A 17,062-nucleotide genomic window follows, 5' to 3' on the forward strand; every position below is an offset into this window, starting at 1 on the left:
CCGGCCGTCCAGCACCGGCAGTCCAGCACCGGCAGTCCAGGAAGGAGCGGCGCCGTGCCGCAGGAGTACGACCTCGAGTACCCGGTCGCCGGGCTCACCGCCGAGGTGGAGATCGTGGTGGACACCTGGGGTGTCCCGCACATCACCGCGGCCAGCCAGCAGGACGTCTACGTCGCGCAGGGGTTCAACGCGGCGCGGGACCGGCTCTTCCAGATCGACCTGTGGCGACGGCGCGGCAACGGCCTGCTCAGCGAGGTGTTCGGACCCGCCTTCGTCGAGCAGGACCGGGCCAGCCGGCTGCTGCGGTACCGCGGCGACCTGCGTGCGGAGTGGCTGGCCTACGGCACCGCCACCCGCCGCATCGTCACCGCCTTCACCACCGGGGTGAACGCGTACGTGCGGTGGGTGCTGGACCACCCGGAGGCGATGCCGCCGGAGTTCGGGGTCCACGGCCACCGGCCGGCGTTCTGGGCGCCAGAGGACGTCGTGCGGTTCCGCACCCACGGCCTGTTCTCCAACGCCGAGCACGAACTGGCCCGCGGCCTGGCCGTCCGGGACTTCGGCGAGGAGGTGGCCGAGGTCCGGCACGTGCGGGAACCGGCCGACCCGTTCGTGCTGCCGGACGCGCAGGCGCTCGTCGGACTCTCGGACGAGGTGCTCCGGGTGTACCGACTGGCCTTCTCCCCGGTCGACTTCACCGGCGCAGGCCCGCGGCCCGGTGAGCCGCAGCAGCAGCTCTCCGGCAGCAACAACTGGGTGATCGCCGGAGACCGGACCACCACCGGCCGACCGATCCTGGCCAACGACCCGCACCGAGCCGTCGGGTTGCCGTCGCTGCGGTACCTGGCCCACCTGCGGGCGCCGGGCCTGGATGTGATCGGCGCCGGTGAGCCCGGCCTGCCGGGCATCTCGATCGGTCACAACGAACGGGTCGCGTTCGGCCTGACCATCTGGTCGGCCGACCACGAGGACCTGGTCGTGCACGAGCTGGACCCGGCCGACCCGGGCCGCTACCGGTACCGGGGCGACTGGGTGTCCTTCGAACGCGAGACGGCCACCATCGACGTCGCCGGCGCGGACCCGACCGACGTCGAGCTCGAGTACTCCGTGCTCGGCCCGGTGTTGTTCCGGGACGCCGAGCGCGGCATCGCGGTGGCGTTGCGGGCGGTGTGGCTGCAGCCCGGCATGTCGCCGTACCTGGCCAGCCTCGAGTACCAGGATGCCGCCGACGCGGACGGTTTCGTCCAGGCGCTGAGCCGCTGGGGCGCGCCGGGGGTGAACCAGGTCTACGCCACGGTGGACGGGGACATCGGCTGGCAGGCCAGCGCCCTCATCCCCCGCCGGGTCGGCTACGACAGCAGCGTGCCGGTGCCGGGCGACGGGCGGTTCGACTGGGACGGGTTCGCCCAGCTCGACGAGCTGCCCGGGGTGCGGAACCCGGCGTGCGGCTGGTTCGCCTCGGCCAACCAGATGAACCTGCCCGAGGATCGCGATCCGGGGCTCCCGGTCACCTACGACTGGTACTCCTCCGCCCGGTACGAGCGGCTGGCCGCCTGGCTGGGCGCCGGCGACCCGATCAGCGTCCAGGACAGCCTCCGCATGCAGTGGGACTGCGTCAGCGTGCACGCGCTACGGATCATCGCGGCGCTGGCCGCCGTGCCGGCCGACGGTGTCCGGGACGCCGACGTGCTCGCCGCGCTGCGCGCCTGGGACGGTGTCGAGACGGTCGACTCGACCGAGGCGCTGGTCTTCGAGATCTGGCTGCGGCGGCACCTGCGCCCCGCGCTGGTGGCCCGGTTGCTGGACCGCGAGGGCGTGCCGACCGAGCTGCGCGAGCGGGCCACCGCGATGCTGCTGCGTGACGAGTCGATGGACTCGGACCTGCGCGGCGACCTGCGCATGCTGGCCTCGTTCGACGCCGGGTCGGCCGCCGAGGTGACCGACCTGACCGCCATCGTCGACGGCTCACTGCGGTCCGCCCTGGGCGAGATCGAGCAGCGGCTCGGCACCGACCGCACCGGCTGGCGCTGGGGCGCGCTGCACCACACCCGACTGGTGAACACCGCGCTGGCTGGCCGGGACGGCACGGACGGCGTCGACCCGGCCTGGGTGCAGGTCGGTCCCGCGCCCCGGGCGGGCAGCGGCGACACCGTCGGCATGACCGGCTACGGGCCGGACTTCCGGCAGACCATCGGCTCCACCTTCCGGATGGTGCTGGACGTGGGGAACTGGGACGCCAGCCGGGCGGTGAACGCCCCGGGACAGTCCGGCGACCCACGGTCGCCGCACTACACCGACCTGTTCGACACCTGGGCTGCGGGCGGTAGTTTCCCGCTGGTGTACAGCCAGGAGGCGGTGGCGGCCCACGCGGCCACCCGCATCCGGCTGGTCCCCCACGACTGATCCGCACGAACAGGACGGGAGCAGGCGTGCGCTACTCGAGCATCATCCGGGGGCAGTCCCACGAGTTCGACGGGCTGGTGGAGTTGCTGGCCAAGGCGTCACCCCGCCGCTCGGGCGACGAACTGGCCGGGTGTGCGGCGGTGTCCGAGACCGAACGCACCGCGGCGCAGTGGGCGCTGGCCGACGTGCCGCTGGCCGACTTCCTCACCGAGGACGTGGTGCCGTCCGACACCGACGAGGTGACCCGGCTGATCCTGGACGGTCATGACCGGGCCGCGTTCGCCCCGGTCTCCTCGCTCACCGTGGGCGGGTTCCGGGACTGGTTGCTGGCCACCGCCACTCGGCCGGATGCGGCCGGGACCCTCGCGGGGCTCGCGCCCGGGCTGACGCCGGAGATGGTGGCCGCGGTCAGCAAGCTGATGCGCAACCAGGACCTGATCGCCGTGTCCCGAGCGGTGCAGATGACCACCGCGTTCCGCACCACCATCGGCGGCGCCGGTCGGCTGGCCACCCGGCTGCAACCGAACCACGTCACCGACGACGCCACGGGGGTCGCCGCCGCCGTGCTGGACGGGCTGCTGCTCGGCTGCGGGGACGCGGTGATCGGCATCAACCCGGCGTCGGACTCCCCCGCCACCACCCGGCGGCTGCTCGAGCTGCTCGACCAGGTCCGCACCCGGTACGACATCCCCTGCCAGACCTGCGTCCTCACCCACGTCACCACCACGCTGCAGCTGATCGAGCAGGGTGCCCCGGTGGACCTGGTGTTCCAGTCGATCGCCGGGACCCAGGCCGCGAACCGGAGTTTCGGCATCGACCTGGCCCTCCTGGCCGAGGCGCACGATGCGGGCCGGTCGCTGGGCCGCGGCACCGTCGGACAGCACGTCATGTACTTCGAGACCGGGCAGGGCTCGGCCCTGTCGGCCGGCGCTCACCTGGGCGTGGGCGGCCGGCCGGTGGACCAGCAGACGCTGGAGACGCGGGCCTACGCAGTGGCCCGGGCCTTCGACCCGCTGCTGGTGAACACCGTGGTCGGGTTCATCGGCCCCGAGTACCTGGCCGACGCCAAGCAGATCACCCGGGCCGGGCTGGAGGACAACTGCTGCGGGAAGCTGCTCGGCCTGCCCATGGGCGTGGACGTCTGCTACACCAACCACGCGGACGCCGATGCCGACGACATGGACGACCTGGCCGTGCTGCTGGCGGTGGCCGGGACGGACTTCGTCATCACCGTGCCCGGCGGCGACGACGTGATGCTCGGGTACCAGAGCCTGTCGTTCCACGACGCGCTGTTCCTGCGGCGCTCGCTCGGCCTGCGCCCGGCGCCGGAGTTCGAGCGTTGGCTGCTGCGGATGGGTCTGCTGGCCGAGGACGGCTCGGTGCTGGAGATCGACCCGCGCCGCTCCGGTCTGTCGGAGCTGACCGCATGAACCCGGACCGGCCGGATGACGGAGCGCTGCCCGCGGTCTCCGACTTCTGGAGCGCGTTGAGCCGGACGACCCGCGCCCGCATCGGGCTGGGGCGTTCCGGGGACGCCTTGCCCACCCGCCGGGTGCTCGAGTTGCGCACCGACCACGCCGCTGCCCGGGACGCCGTGCACACGGTGCTGGACGTACCGCGGTTGCAGGCCGACCTGCAGACCGACAGCGGCGGCGGTGCCGCGCCGGTGGTGCACAGCGCGGCCGGATCGCGGGGCGAGTACCTGCGCCGGCCGGACCTGGGCCGGCGGCTGGCCCCGGACACCGTGTTGCCCCGGCAGGACGCCGATCTCGCGGTGGTGCTGGCCGACGGGTTGTCGCCCACCGCGCTGCAGCGGCACGGTGCCCCGCTGCTGGGGGCGCTGCGCCGCGCGGCGGCGGGCCGGCTGCGGCTGGCCACCCCGGTGATCGCCCTGCAGGCCCGGGTCGCGCTGGGTGATCGGGTGGCCGAGCTGCTGGGGACGCCGGCCGTGGTCGTGCTGATCGGCGAGCGGCCCGGCCTGACCACCAGCGACAGCCTCGGGGCCTACCTGACCCACGCCCCGGGACTCGGGACCACCGACGCCGACCGCAACTGCGTGTCCAACATCCATCCGCCGGAGGGACTGGAGTACGCCGTGGCGGCGGAGACGGTGGTGCGGCTGGCGCTGTGCGCCCGGCAGCTGGGGCGGTCCGGCGTCGACCTCAAGGCCGACGTCGGGCTGGACGCGCTGCCGGGGAACGGGCCGAGCGTGCTGGATGCGCCGCTGGGGCGGGACTGACCCAGGCGCGGCCGCAGGATTCAGGCCGTGCGGCGGACCGCCTGCGCCAGCGACCATGCCGCGGCGACCAACAGGGCCAACCCGGTGCCCGGGCCGATCACCGCGGTGGCCGCGACGTCCGTGGCCAGGCCGAGGACGAGGGCGATCAGGGCGACCGCGGTGATCGCGGCGCCGAGCACGGTGAGCATGAGCCCCGGCAGCACCCTGGCGAGCGGGAAGAAGTGCACGCCGACGACGGCGCAGATCCACACGGCGGCCCACTCCCCACCGACGGTCAGCCCCAGCATCACACCGATCACGATCAGCAGCGCGAACTCGATGGCCACCACCCGCAGGTAGCCGCGGCGGGTGACCGGCCGGGTCATGGTGCTGGCACTGCCGCGCAGTCGCCGGCCGGCGAGGAGCCCGCCCACGCCGATCACCAGCCCGAGCAGCGCGCCCACCAGGGTCGCCGTGCCCAGCCATCGCGGTGGGTCGGGCGACCCCCAGCTGCACCACAGGACGGCGAAGAAGCCTTCGACCGCGGCGGCACTGGCGAGGGTGCGGCGGTCGGTCCGGACCGGGGACGACGATGTCACTCGCCCGACGGTAGCGAACGCGAGCCGGCCGGCCCGGTCAGGCTCAGGCCTGCGGGGTCGCCGCCTCGATCTTCGAACGGACCTCGTCCATGTCCAGGCCACGGACCGCGCCGATGACCTCCTCGAGCGCCGGGGCGGGCAGGGCACCGGGCTGGGAGAAGACCAGGATGCCGTCGCGGAAGGCCATCAGAGTCGGGATGGAGCGGATCTGCGCGGCCGCGGCCAGCGCCTGCTCGGCCTCCGTGTCGACCTTGCCGAAGGTGATGTCCTGGTGCGTCTCGGACGCCTTCTCGAAGGTCGGTGCGAACTGGCGGCACGGCCCGCACCACGACGCCCAGAAGTCGACCAGGACGATGCCGTCCTGGGTCACCGTCTGCTCGAAGTTGCCCGCGGTCAGGGTCTGCGTGCTCATGGATCGCTCCCGGATCAGGTGCTCGGCCGGACCGCACGGATGGTGGGCGTCCGGGGCCGGGTGCTGAGCCTGGGCTCGCAGACACGCCGGCGCTGGCTGGTTCAGCCAATTCCGCGACCGGGATATTCCGGGGCGATACCGCCAGCCGACACCCGCACGTCGCACACTGGTGGGAGCCCCGGCCGGACGGTGGCACCACGGGGGTGCCGCGCCCGACCGGACGTCAGGGGGTCACGCGTGTCGCTCACCCGCTCGGAGAAGGCGCAGACCGCACGTGAGCTGTCGGCCAATCTGGACAAGTCCCGGCGCGGACTCCCGGAGGTCGCAGCCGCCCTCGGCTGGACCGAGGACCGCCTGCACCACACGGTCGAGATGGCCACCGGTGCCGACCCCGCAGACGTCTGGGAGCTGCGGGACTGGCTGGACCGGACCGTCCGCGACGGCGGCGGCAACCCGGTGCCGTACACCGTCCTCACCGAGTCGGCGCGGCCGGAAGGATGAGCGTGGCCGCGTTCGTCCTGCACGACCACCGCAAGCCCCGTCCGCACTTCGACCTGCGACTGGAGCAGGACGGGGTGCTGCGGTCCTGGGCCGTCCCCAAGGGACTCCCCGTCGACCCGGACGAGAATCGGCTCGCCATCTCGGTTCCCGATCACGACCTCGACCACCTGACGTACTCCGACGAGGACAAGTCGATCGCCGACATCGGCACCTGGACCGAGGAGGACCGCACCGAGCGGCGGTTCGTGTTCACCCTGCACGGCCGGACGGACGACCGGCGGTACGCGATGATCCGCACGCCGCAGGGCTGGCTGCTGCACCTGATGAGCGATCAGGACGGCTGAGTCCGGCCGCTCCGCACTCACGCCGTCCAACAGGACAACCGCCGCTGGGTCTCGAACCGCCGCGGTCGGCCCGACAGCGGGTCGGTGAACTCGATGGATCGGGCGACCAGCTGCAACGGCGTGGAGTAGTCGTAGGGGTCGACCTCGACCAGCTCCGGGTAGAAGTGGTCGTTGCGGATGGGCACCCCCAGCGAGTTCATGTGCACCCGCAGCTGGTGGGTCTTGCCGGTGTGCGGGCGCAGCCGGTAGCGGCCGATCGCACCGGTCCCGTCGGTGTCGGGACGCACGTCGAGCAGGTCGATCCAGCTCTCCGCGTTCGGTTCGCCAGGGATCTCCCGCGCCGTCGGCGTGCCCCGCTCCTTGAGGATGCGGCTGCGCACGGTGAGCGGGAACTCCAGCCGCGGGTCCACCGCGGCGACGGCCTCGTACTCCTTGACCACCTGCCGGTGCGCGAACAGCTGCTGGTAGGCGCCGCGGACCTCGGGACGCAGGGTGAACACCACGACCCCGGCGGTCACCCGGTCCAGCCGATGGGCCGGTGACAGCTCCGGGATGCCCAGGTCGCGTCGGAGGCGGACCAGGGCGGACTCCACGATGTAGAACCCGCGCGGCATGGTCGCCAGGAAGTGCGGCTTGTCGATGACCAGCAGATCGTCGTCCCGGTGCAGGATCTCGATCTCGAACGGCACCCGGCGCTCCGGCGCCGGATCCCGGTAGAGGAACACGAACGCGTCCGGCTGGTACGGCGTGCTCGCGGTGATGACCGACCCGTCGACGTCGACGACCTCACCGAGTGCGATCTTCTCCGCAACCCGGACCCGGTCGTCGGCGAACCGTTCGAGCAGGTGTTCGGCCACGGTCGCCCACGGTCCGGTCACCGGCAGCCGGATCCGGCTCGGGTTGAGCCCGTCGCGGACCGGCAGGGGTGACTTGACCACGGGTCGCGACGGTAGCCGGTCGGGCGTGGCGGCCCGGCCGCCGCGTCGATCGTTCCCTCGCTGCGGCGACTGCCCTAGTTGTACTGCTCGGACAGGTTGGTCAAGCGGGTGATCGGGGGCTGGTTGCCGATCGCGGTGTGGGGCCGGTGATGGTTGTACTCGTGCAGCCAGCCCGGGAGGGCGCGGCGGCGGGCTGACTCGCTGAGGTACATGCGGGCGAAGGCCCACCCGTCGGCCATGGTGCGGTGGAACCGTTCGATCTTGCCGTTGGTCTGCGGACGGTAGGGCCGGGTCCGTTTCGGGGTGATGCCCAGCTCCCGGCAGGCATCGCGCCAGGCGTGCGAGCGGTAGGCCGAGCCCTTGTCCGAGAGCACGCGGTGGACGGTGACACCGCGGGTCGCGAACCAGGCGACGGCGCGGCGCAGCACGCCGATCGCGGTGGCGGCGGTCTCGTCGTCGTGGATCTCGGCGTAGGCCACGCGGCTGTGGTCATCGAGCACGGTGTGCACGAACGCCGTCCCGATCTTGGGATGGTGGTGGGCGTTGCGCGGCTTGCCGGGGGTCGCGGCCCGGTTCTTGCGGCCCTGGGGGCGGCCGACGTAGCGCCAGCCGCCGCCGTCGGGGATGTTGCCGAGCTTCTTGACGTCCACGTGCAGCAACGCGCCGGGCCGGTCGTGCTCGTACCGGCGGATCGGTTCGCCGGTGACCCGGTCGATGTGGGAGAGCCGGTTCAGCCGGCACCGGACCAACACCGCGTGCACCGTCGAGGGCGCCAGGCCCAGGCGGTCGGCGATCTGCACCGGGCCCAGCCGCTTGCGCCACCGCAGATGCACGATCCTGCGCACGACCGGGCGTGGGGTCCGCCGCGGGCAGCGGTGCGGCCGGGAGCTGCGATCGTCCATCGCGTCCGGGCCGCCCTGGCGGTAGCGGTCGGCCCACCGCTTGGCCGTGGGCCAGGAGACGTTGAACACCGCGGCCGCGTACCGGATGGTCCAGCCGTCCTCGACCACGGCGCGGGCCAGCTTGAGACGGTGGCGTGGCGTCAGAGCGGCATTAGCGTGGGACACGAGGACCTCCGGGTGGTGTCAGTGGTCGCCTTCAGCAGCTCCACTCCACGCCCGGAGGTCCTCCCGAACAAGATCAATCAGATCGCGTCGTCACACGCGTTCAACCAACGTCCCCGAGCAGTACACCTAGTGGTCCACGGACCGCAGGGCCGGCCGGTCCGGACCGTCGGCCTCGTCGTCCGGGTCGAGCAGCACCGCCCGACGGCGTCGCGGCGGCGGCGGTCCGCTCGGCTCCCGGTCCCCGGCGTCCGGCCCACGCTCGTGGCGGAACGTCACGGCGACCGTGTCGCCGCGGAACCGCCCGGCGCCTGCCTCGGGGTCCTGACCGGTGACCTGCCAGCGCGCCGACGACGTCAACTGCTCGATCGGCAGCTCCGGTGAGCTGATGGCCAGGGTGAATCCCCCGGAGTCCGCGATGCGCAGCACCGCCTGCGGGATCAACCCGATCAGGTCCGGCACGGTGATCCGGGGTGGCACGGCACCCGGTCTCGACGCGTTCCTGTGTGCTCGTCCGCTCGCCACGGCAGCCACCTCCGCCCGTCCGGCCCGGCGACACCCTTCGTCGGGTCCGGGTCCGACGGTAGGGCGACGACCGGTCCGCGACCAGGCCGGTTCTCCAGGGGCAGAACGTCTCACCAGCGGCGCAACTGGCCGGCCAGGTACTGCGCGGCCCGGCGCTGGCCGCCCCGCCGATCGACCGCCGCGGCCAGCCGGTGCACCGCAGCCGTCAACGCGGCGACGTCGGGCTGCCAGCCGCGGCGCAGGCACTCGTCCCGCCACGCCGCCGGGGCCTGGTGCCCGCGGTGAGCGTTGCACCGACGGCAGGCGGCGATCTCGTTCTCGGCCCAGGACGGGCCGCCCTTGACCCGGGGCACCAGATGGTCGGTGGTCGGCGGCACCAGCCGGGTGAAGGTGCGGCCGCACCACAGGCAGTGGTCGCCGTCACGCGCCACGGCCAGCGCCAGCCGACCGGCCCGATCCAGCTGCACCCCGGGTCCCCCCATTCCTCGATGGTGCCGGTGCGCCGCCGGGACGGGTATCAGGGGCACGGTGGCCCGCTCCGCTCCCCTGAGGTCCCGATCGCCCGCCCGCGAGGAGCGCGTCCATGAGCCGTACCGCCGTCCCCACCCGGCCGACCGACACCCCGGCCGACAGCCTGGGCCCCACCCGGGCCGCTGCCACCCCCCGACCGGGTCGGTGGGTCATCGACCCGCACCGCTCGGACCTGCGGGTCGGGGTCAAGGTGGGTGGGCTGGTGCCCGTGCAGGGCCGCTTCGCCGAGCTGGCCGGCACCGTCGAACTCACCGCCGACCCCGAGCGGACGCAGATCAGCGCCCGGGTCGCCACCGCCTCGCTGACCAGCGGCAGCAGCCACTGGGACGCGGTGCTCACCCACGCCGGCCTGGTGGACGTCCGGACCAACCCGCAGATCGCCTTCACCTCGACCGCGCTGCGGGCCGGCTCGGCGACCGGATGGGCGGCGCGACGCTGGGAGCTGGACGGCACGCTGCTCACGGGGCGCGGCACGCTGGCCGTCCGGTTCGCGCTGTGCTGCACGGAGGCCAGCACCGAGCGCATCACCTTGCGGGCCACCGGGTCGGTCGGCTCCCGCGACGCCGTGCGGCTGCTGTCGCAACCTGGGTTCGAGAAGCTCATCGGCCGTTCGATGGCCGTCGATCTGGCGATCGAGGCCGCGCCGGCCGCGTGACGAGCCACCCGATGGTGGGACTCAAGGACGTCGCCCCGCGTTCTCAGGAACTGCTCAGACGGCGCTCTGACGGCTCTCGTCATCCGCTCGGCGGATCGCCAGACACGGGGAGTCCCATGGAGGTCCTGCCGGTGCCAGCACCGGCGCGACCTGCGAAGGGAGTACCCGTGACGTCCCTGACCGCCATCCTCGCCGTGCTGCTGTTCCTGGGCGTGCTGTGCGCCGTGGCCGCCGTCCTCGGCCGACGCCCCACCCCCGACCGGCCCGTCACCGACCGCCCCGAGCCCCGAGCGCACCCTCGTCGAGCACTGACCCGCCGGATCCTTGGTTGAATGCCGGGCGGGTCCCGGCCACCGGGACCCGCCCGGCCAGCCGGGAGCGCACTGGACGAACGGAGCATCGGTGGACGAGATCGGTACGACCCTGCAGGGCCGACACGCACTGGTCACCGGAGGCGCCAGCGGCATCGGCGCGGCTTGCGCCCGCCGCCTCGCCGCCCTGGGCGCCCGGGTCACCGTCGCCGACCTCGACGGTGACGCGGCCGTCGCGGTCGCCGAACCGATCGGCGGCACCGCCTGGGCGGTCGACCTCACCGACACGGCCGCGCTGGACGAGCTCACCCTGGACGTCGACGTCCTGGTCAACAACGCCGGTTTCCAGAAGGTCGCGCCCATCGTCGAGTTCGACCCCGCCGTGTTCCGGCGCATCCAGACGCTGATGGTGGAGGCGCCCTTCCTGCTGGTCCGGGCCGCGCTGCCGCACATGATCGAACAGGGCTGGGGCCGGATCATCAACCTGTCCTCGGTGCACGGGCTCATCGCCTCGCCGAACAAGGTCGCCTACGTGGTGGCCAAGCATGCCCTCGAGGGACTCAACAAGGTGACCGCCCTGGAGGGCGGCGCGCACGGCGTCACCAGCAACTGCGTGAACCCCGGGTACGTCCGCACCCCGCTGGTCGAAGGGCAGATCGCCGACCAGGCCAAGGCGCACGGCATCGACGAGTCCCGGGTGGTGGCCGAGGTGCTGCTGGCCGAGTCGGCCATCAAACAGCTGGTCGAGCCCGATCAGGTCGCCTCGCTGGTCGGCTGGCTGGCCGGCCCGGACGCGGCCATGGTGAACGGCGCGTCCTACACGATGGACGGCGGGTGGCTGGCCCGGTGACCCAGTACCGGACCTTCGCCGTCCCGGTCGCCGGGGGGATGCTGCACGGCGGGGTCTGGGAGCCGGACCGCCCTGACCTCACGGAGCCGGAGACCGGGCCGACGCCCACCGTGCTGGCTGTGCACGGCATCACCGCATCGCACCTGGCCTGGCAGTGGCTGGCCGACGCCCTGCCCGGGATCCGGATCGTCGCGCCCGACCTGCGCGGTCGCGGCCGGTCCGGCGACCTGCCCGGGCCCACCGGGATGGCCCGGCACGCCGAGGACCTGGCCGCCCTGATCGCCGCCGCCGGCGGTCCGTTCGGCGCCGCCCCCGGCCCGGTGCCGGTGGTCGGTCACTCGATGGGCGGCTTCGTCGCCACCGCGCTCACCGCCCACCGGCCCGACCTGGTCGCATCGCTGCTGCTGGTCGACGGGGGCCTGCCCTTCCCGCTGCCGCCGGAGACGACCGTGGCGCAGGCGATCGACGCCACGCTCGGCCCGGCGGCCGAACGGCTGACCCGCACCTTCCCCAGTCGTGAGGCGTACCAGGCGTTCTGGCGGGACCACCCGGCGTTCGCCGGGCACCGGGACGATCCCCGGCTGCTCGCCTTCTTCGACCACGACCTGGACGGCGTCGAACCCGACCTGCGGCCGTCCTGCCGGCCGGAGACGATGCTGCGCGACGCCGCCGACCTGTACCGCAGTCCCGAGCAGACGGCGGTGCTCGACGCGGTGGTCCGGGCCGCCGTGCCGGTGCTGTTCCTGCGGGCGCCGCGGGACCTGCTGGACCGCGCCGGTGGGCTGTACCCGCCGGAGCTGGTGCCCGCCCTGGCCGAGGCGCTGCCCGGTCTGGACGTCCGGGAGGTCGACCACACCAACCACTACACGGTGGTCATGACCGATGCCGGCGCCACCGCCGTCGCCGAGGCGCTGCGCGGGCAGATCGGCCTGCGCACCGGCTGATCTGTGCGATCAGGACGAGAGTCCGGCGCTGCCATCCGGTCTCGGCGCCGTCCAGCGTTCCACCAACCGCACCGCGTCGGCCAGCCCGACGCCGGTGCGCTCCCGCAGCACCTTGATCGCCTGCAGCTTCTGACCGGCCGCACCCAGCCGGCGGATCTCGGCGATCAGCTCGGGATCGATGCTGAGTTCGGTGGGATCGACGCCCGGTCGGGCCAGTGTCCGCACCGCGCGGCGGCCGACGAGCACCACCACCACGACGACGATGACGACCAGCAGCAGCGTCCACACCCACCAGCTCATGCACCGATCGTAGGCAGGACCACGTCCAGTGCCCGGTTGCCGGGTGCGTCCCGCGGGAACCGCGCCTGCAGAGGGATGCAAGACTCCGCCCGCGCGCGCCGGGCGTCCGGGGACGTGCACCGGCGGATGGAAGGTGGTGACGGCCGACGTGGTCGACGCAGGACCTCAGCGACACCCGGACGGCCTCGATCCGGTGCTGCGCGAACTGGCCGACTCCTGCGGGGTCTCGGTCGAGTACCAGGACCAGCGCCAGCGGAGAGTGACGGTGCAGGCCGACACGGTCCGCACCGTGCTGGGCGTCCTGGGGGTCGACGCGTCCACGCCCGAGCGGGCCGAGCAGGCCCTGGTCACCCGCACCGCCGCGCGGTGGGCGCGGATGCTGCCGCCGTGCCTGGTGTCCCGGCCCGGCCGGCCGGGCAGCGGCTGGGTGCACGCGGCGCCGGACGTCCCGGTCACCCTCTCGATCGAGCTCGAGCGCGGCGGTGTGATCACCGATCTCGCCGTCGCATCCGGGGAACCGGCGTCGTTCGACGGCCCCGACGGCGTGGTGCTGGAGCACACCGTGCCACTGCCGGCCGATCTGCCGCTCGGGTACCACCGGCTGATCGCCGAAGCGGGTGGACGGCGCGGCGAGACGACGGTGATCGTCACGCCGGACTGGGTGGGAACGCCTGAGAGGACCGGGGCGCGGGCCTGGGGGCTGGCCACCCAGCTGTACAGCGTCCGGTCCCGGCAGAGCTGGGGCACCGGGGATCTGGTCGACCTAACGGACCTGGCCGCGTGGTCGGCCGCCGAGCACGGAGCCGACTGGGTCCTGGTGAATCCGCTGCACGCGGCCCAGCCGGTGCCGCCCCTGACACCGTCCCCGTACCTGCCGACCAGCCGGCGGTTCGCCAGTCCCATCTATCTCCGGCCGGAGCGCCTCCCGGAGTTCGCCGGCCTGTCGGAGGCCGACCGGCAGCACGTCGCCGACCTGGCCGAGCAGGCCCGGGGCCGGGACGCCGGGGTACCCGACGGCGCGGATCGGCCGTCCCGGCGCATCGACCGCGACACCGCCTGGGCGGCCAAGCTGGCCGCCCTGGCCCTGGTGCACGCGGTGTCGCGCAGTCCCGGACGGGATCTCGCGTACCGCGCGTACCTGCGGCAGCAGGGCCGGGGGCTGCAGGACTTCGCCACCTGGTCGGCCATTGCCCAGCAGCACGGGCCCGACTGGCGGCAGTGGCCGGAACCGTTGCAGCGACCGGACTCCCCGGCCGTCGCCGCCTACGCCGACCAGCACGCAACCCTCGTCGATCTACACCGCTGGCTGCAGTGGCAGCTCGACGAACAGCTCGACGACACCCAGAGCGCCGCGCGGCGGGCCGGGATGAGTCTCGGCGTGCTGCACGACCTGGCCGTGGGCGTCGACCCGGGCGGAGCGGACGCGTGGGCGTTGCAGGACGCCTTCGCCGGCGGGGTCACGGTCGGCGCTCCCCCGGACAGCTACAACCAGGCCGGGCAGGACTGGGGGCAGCCGCCGTGGCGGCCCGACGCCCTGGCCGAGCTGGCCTACGCACCGCTGCGCGACATGGTGGCCACCATGCTGCGGCACGCCGGCGGCCTGCGCGTCGACCACATCCTCGGGCTGTTCCGGTTGTGGTGGATCCCGGAGGGCCGTCCGCCCACCGAGGGCACCTACGTGCGCTACGACGCCGAGGCGATGCTCGGTGTGCTCGCGCTGGAGGCCTCCCGGGCCGGGGCGCTGGTGGTCGGCGAGGACCTCGGCACAGTGGAGCCGCGGGTGCAGCGGATGCTGGCCGAACTCGGGCTGCTGGGCACATCGATCCTGTTCTTCGAGCGCGACTACGCGGGGGACGGCGCACCGCTGCCCGCGGAGACCTGGCGGGAGTACTGCCTGGCCACGGTGACCACCCACGACCTGCCGCCCACGGCCGGCTACCTGGCCGGGGAGCACATCCGGTTGCGCGACGAACTGGGCCTGCTGACCCGGCCGGTCGAGGACGAACGCGCCGAGGGCGAGGCGGAGCGGGCGTCCTGGGTGGCGGTGCTGCGTGAGCGCGGGCTGTTGCCCGACGACCGGGAACCCGACTCCGAGGAGCTCGTCGTCGCGCTGCACCGCTTCCTGCTGGCCACGCCGTCCCGGCTGCTCGGGGTGGCGCTACCCGACCTGGTCGGCGATGTCCGCACGCAGAACCAGCCGGGCACCAGCGACGAGTACCCGAACTGGCGGGTGCCGCTCGCCGGCCCCGACGGCCGGCCGATCTGGTTGGAGGAGATCTTCACCGACCCGCGGGCGGCCCGGCTGGCCGGGCTCTTCGCCGGCTGACTCGGGCTGAGCACTGGGCCGGGACGCCGCAACGGCGGGCACCGAGGGTGCCCGCCGTTGCGGGGTGCACTGCTGCGCGACGTCGCAGGCGCCGCTGCCTCCGGTCCCCCGACCACGGATCAGCAGCGGGGCGCCTCGTCGCGGCCGGGCCTGGGCCCGGCGCCGGCGTCAGGACAGACGCAGGACCTGGCCCGGGTAGATCAGGTCAGGGTTCGGGATGATGTCCTTGTTCAGCTCGTACAGAGCCTCCCAGCCGGACAGACCGTTGGCCGCGGCGATCTTGTACAGCGCATCGCCGGACTTGACGGTGTAGGTGCCGTCGGCCGCGCTGGCCGGGGCGGCCACCGGAGCGGCGGCACGCGAGGAGCTGCGCGGGGCGCTGCTCTCGGACGACTCGGACGAGCGCGACCGGGAGGCCTGCTGCTCCGAGTTGCTGGAGTTGCTGCTGGAGGTCGAGCGGCTGGAGGAGCTGCTGGCCTCGCTGCTGCTGGAGCTCGACGACGGAGCGGCGGACCGCGAGGTCGGGCCCTCGCCGCCACCGGCGTAGGCGCACGCCCAGGCGCCCCAGCCCTGACCCGCGAGGGTCTTCTCGGCGATGGCGATCTGCTGCTCCTTGGTCGCCAGGTCGGCGCGGGAGGCGTACTCCTGCCCACCGAAGGCGTTCCAGGTGGACTGCGAGAACTGCAGCCCGCCGTAGTAGCCGTTGCCGGTGTTGATGGACCAGTTGCCCGAGCTCTCGCACTGCGCCACGGCGTCCCAGGTGGAGATGGGGGCGGCGGAGGCGGTGCCGGCACCGGCACCCAGCGCGGCGGCGCCGGCCACGGCGACGACCGCGGAGCCCTTGAGAGCCACGGAACGGAACTTCGACGGCGCGCGGTGGCGACCCTTGTGGTTGAACATGTGTCTTCCCCTAGCTGCGCCTACGAGGTGAGCTGTCGGGTTCGGACGCCGGCGCGGACCATCGGCCCGTGCCTGGGGATCGTGAGCGCCCGGCCGGCTGTCGCCGGCTTCACCCCGAGGGACCTGCCGCAACCCGTGGATCCGGGCATGGTGGGTCCCGAGGAACCTGGGTTCCCCGCCACTGTCCTGAGCTGTTCGTTTCGGTCGGGTCTCGGAGCCGTGGACAGCGTTCGGCGCGGTGCTCCGAGGTTCTGCTCGCGGTCGGGGCGGTGCCCTGACCGACGGCGACACTACGGAACGGCCCGGGAACCGCAAGAGCGCCGGATCACAGGTCACAGGCGTGTCACGACGGGTCGAGAGCGCTTCGGATGTCCCATTCCTGCAGCTCCGTTGCGGTTCCGTTATCAACGTCGAGAGATCGTGACCGTTCAAAAATCCGGGGGTAACTTCACCCGATCGGCGGAGCCTGTCTGGACGGTTCCTGTGGGAACGGCGCCCGATCGCGCACTCTGGGACGCCCAGATCGTCGGTGTGGCGCGCGTCTCATCCCCGCGGCGATCCTCGACGGGCCGCGCCGAGCAGGATGACCACAGCGACCAGCCCCAGGACGCCCCGACCCGCCCTGCGCGGCCGAAGGAAGGCCCTCACCGATGAGTCAGACCACCCACTCGTTCGCCGCGACCACCGCCGACGGCCGACCGCAGCAACTCGCCGACTACGCCGGCCAGGTGCTGCTGATCGTCAACGTGGCCAGCAAGTGCGGCCTGACGCCGCAGTACCAGGGACTGGAGGCACTGCACCGGGAGTTCGCCGACCAGGGCCTGCAGATCCTCGGGTTCCCGTGCAACCAGTTCGGCGGCCAGGAGCCCGGCACCGACGACGAGATCCAGGAGTTCTGCACCCGGACCTTCGACGTCACGTTCCCGATCTTCGCCAAGATCGACGTCAACGGCGCGGACGCCGACCCGCTGTACCAGTACCTCCGCTCGGAGGCTCCCGGCGACTTCGGCCCGGACGACCCGCTCTATCCGCACATCCAGAACACCCGGCCCGAGGCGATCGGCACCGACGAGATCAAGTGGAACTTCACCAAGTTCCTGATCGGGCGGGACGGTCGCGTCATCACCCGGTTCGAGCCGACGGTGACGCCCGAGGCGATCAAGGGCGCCGTGCAGGACGCGCTGGCCGGCTGAACCGGGCGACGTCAGCAGCGCGGACGGCGGGTCGCACCGATCACCGGT

General features: G+C 73.1%; 19 protein-coding genes and 1 riboswitch. Of the genes, 11 read left to right on the plus strand and 8 right to left on the minus strand.

Translation table 11 applies throughout. The features are described 5' to 3' along the window. The first annotated feature begins 54 nt into the window (after positions 1-54). The 3 genes from JL106_RS02335 to eutC are packed head-to-tail and all read left to right on the plus strand — an operon-like array spanning position 55 to position 4,642. Positions 55-2,403: a penicillin acylase family protein gene (locus tag JL106_RS02335; protein ID WP_205259071.1), complete on the plus strand. Its 2,349-nt coding sequence runs from the start codon at positions 55-57 to the stop codon at positions 2,401-2,403. A gap of 26 nt (positions 2,404-2,429) precedes the next feature. Beyond that, positions 2,430-3,833, plus strand: coding sequence for an ethanolamine ammonia-lyase subunit EutB (locus JL106_RS02340; protein ID WP_205259072.1), 1,404 nt, complete (start codon positions 2,430-2,432; stop codon positions 3,831-3,833). Beyond that, positions 3,830-4,642 (plus strand): ethanolamine ammonia-lyase subunit EutC, encoded by an 813-nt coding sequence (gene eutC, locus JL106_RS02345; protein WP_205259073.1) that lies wholly within the window; start codon positions 3,830-3,832, stop codon positions 4,640-4,642. Before JL106_RS02340 ends, eutC begins: the two co-directional genes overlap by 4 nt. Positions 4,643-4,662: 20 nt before the next feature. On the opposite strand, the gene JL106_RS02350 is transcribed toward eutC, so the two are convergent. Together JL106_RS02350 and trxA are read right to left on the minus strand one after the other, a co-directional pair. Then, the gene (locus JL106_RS02350; protein ID WP_205259074.1) at positions 4,663-5,220 is read right to left on the minus strand and encodes a hypothetical protein; all 558 of its coding nucleotides are present in this window, start codon (positions 5,218-5,220) and stop codon (positions 4,663-4,665) included. Positions 5,221-5,263: 43 nt separating this feature from the next. Further along, positions 5,264-5,632, minus strand: coding sequence for a thioredoxin (trxA, locus tag JL106_RS02355; RefSeq protein WP_205259075.1), 369 nt, complete (start codon positions 5,630-5,632; stop codon positions 5,264-5,266). 237 nt (positions 5,633-5,869) lie between these two features. On the opposite strand from trxA, the gene JL106_RS21880 reads away from it, so the two are divergent. Continuing rightward, positions 5,870-6,133, plus strand: coding sequence for a DUF2316 family protein (locus tag JL106_RS21880; RefSeq protein WP_205259076.1), 264 nt, complete (start codon positions 5,870-5,872; stop codon positions 6,131-6,133). Further along, positions 6,130-6,477: a DNA polymerase ligase N-terminal domain-containing protein gene (locus JL106_RS02365; protein WP_236006514.1), complete on the plus strand. Its 348-nt coding sequence runs from the start codon at positions 6,130-6,132 to the stop codon at positions 6,475-6,477. Before JL106_RS21880 ends, JL106_RS02365 begins: the two co-directional genes overlap by 4 nt. Positions 6,478-6,494: 17 nt before the next feature. Here the strand turns inward: JL106_RS02365 and JL106_RS02370 are convergent, their stop codons facing one another. The 4 genes from JL106_RS02370 to JL106_RS02385 all read right to left on the minus strand — a co-directional run bounded on the left by JL106_RS02370 (position 6,495) and on the right by JL106_RS02385 (position 9,465). Further along, complete coding sequence (locus JL106_RS02370) at positions 6,495-7,415, minus strand: RluA family pseudouridine synthase (protein WP_205259078.1); 921 nt, start codon at positions 7,413-7,415, stop codon at positions 6,495-6,497. Positions 7,416-7,489: 74 nt separating this feature from the next. Further along, complete coding sequence (locus JL106_RS02375) at positions 7,490-8,482, minus strand: IS481 family transposase (RefSeq protein WP_205259079.1); 993 nt, start codon at positions 8,480-8,482, stop codon at positions 7,490-7,492. Positions 8,483-8,608: 126 nt separating this feature from the next. After that, complete coding sequence (locus JL106_RS02380) at positions 8,609-8,941, minus strand: PASTA domain-containing protein (RefSeq protein WP_205259080.1); 333 nt, start codon at positions 8,939-8,941, stop codon at positions 8,609-8,611. A 173-nt stretch (positions 8,942-9,114) separates the two neighbouring features. Continuing rightward, the gene (locus JL106_RS02385; RefSeq protein WP_407940070.1) at positions 9,115-9,465 is read right to left on the minus strand and encodes an HNH endonuclease; all 351 of its coding nucleotides are present in this window, start codon (positions 9,463-9,465) and stop codon (positions 9,115-9,117) included. A gap of 122 nt (positions 9,466-9,587) precedes the next feature. Here JL106_RS02385 and JL106_RS02390 point away from each other — a divergent pair, with 122 nt between their 5' ends. The 4 genes from JL106_RS02390 to JL106_RS02405 all read left to right on the plus strand — a co-directional run bounded on the left by JL106_RS02390 (position 9,588) and on the right by JL106_RS02405 (position 12,295). Further along, on the plus strand, positions 9,588-10,190 hold the full coding sequence (locus tag JL106_RS02390; RefSeq protein WP_205259082.1) for a YceI family protein: 603 nt from the start codon (positions 9,588-9,590) through the stop codon (positions 10,188-10,190). A 167-nt stretch (positions 10,191-10,357) separates the two neighbouring features. Then, positions 10,358-10,522: a hypothetical protein gene (locus JL106_RS02395; protein ID WP_205259083.1), complete on the plus strand. Its 165-nt coding sequence runs from the start codon at positions 10,358-10,360 to the stop codon at positions 10,520-10,522. A 79-nt stretch (positions 10,523-10,601) separates the two neighbouring features. Beyond that, positions 10,602-11,351 (plus strand): SDR family oxidoreductase, encoded by a 750-nt coding sequence (locus JL106_RS02400; protein WP_407940071.1) that lies wholly within the window; start codon positions 10,602-10,604, stop codon positions 11,349-11,351. Continuing rightward, the gene (locus tag JL106_RS02405; protein WP_205259085.1) at positions 11,336-12,295 is read left to right on the plus strand and encodes an alpha/beta fold hydrolase; all 960 of its coding nucleotides are present in this window, start codon (positions 11,336-11,338) and stop codon (positions 12,293-12,295) included. The genes JL106_RS02400 and JL106_RS02405 overlap by 16 nt, the downstream gene beginning before the upstream one ends. Positions 12,296-12,304: 9 nt before the next feature. On the opposite strand, the gene JL106_RS02410 is transcribed toward JL106_RS02405, so the two are convergent. After that, complete coding sequence (locus JL106_RS02410; protein WP_205259086.1) at positions 12,305-12,595, minus strand: hypothetical protein; 291 nt, start codon at positions 12,593-12,595, stop codon at positions 12,305-12,307. Between the two features lie 133 nt (positions 12,596-12,728). Between JL106_RS02410 and malQ the strand changes: the two genes are divergently transcribed. Continuing rightward, complete coding sequence (malQ, locus tag JL106_RS02415; RefSeq protein WP_328841056.1) at positions 12,729-14,921, plus strand: 4-alpha-glucanotransferase; 2,193 nt, start codon at positions 12,729-12,731, stop codon at positions 14,919-14,921. Between the two features lie 168 nt (positions 14,922-15,089). On the opposite strand, the gene JL106_RS21885 is transcribed toward malQ, so the two are convergent. Then, positions 15,090-15,821 (minus strand): transglycosylase family protein, encoded by a 732-nt coding sequence (locus JL106_RS21885; RefSeq protein WP_205259087.1) that lies wholly within the window; start codon positions 15,819-15,821, stop codon positions 15,090-15,092. Between the two features lie 3 nt (positions 15,822-15,824). Then, a riboswitch (cyclic di-AMP (ydaO/yuaA leader) is annotated at positions 15,825-16,024 on the minus strand. Between the two features lie 447 nt (positions 16,025-16,471). Here JL106_RS21885 and JL106_RS02425 point away from each other — a divergent pair. Further along, on the plus strand, positions 16,472-17,014 hold the full coding sequence (locus JL106_RS02425; protein WP_205259088.1) for a glutathione peroxidase: 543 nt from the start codon (positions 16,472-16,474) through the stop codon (positions 17,012-17,014). The last annotated feature ends 48 nt before the right edge of the window (positions 17,015-17,062 follow it).

The sequence above is a fragment of the Nakamurella leprariae genome (assembly GCF_016918035.1).
In the GTDB taxonomy this organism is placed as follows: domain Bacteria; phylum Actinomycetota; class Actinomycetes; order Mycobacteriales; family Nakamurellaceae; genus Nakamurella; species Nakamurella leprariae.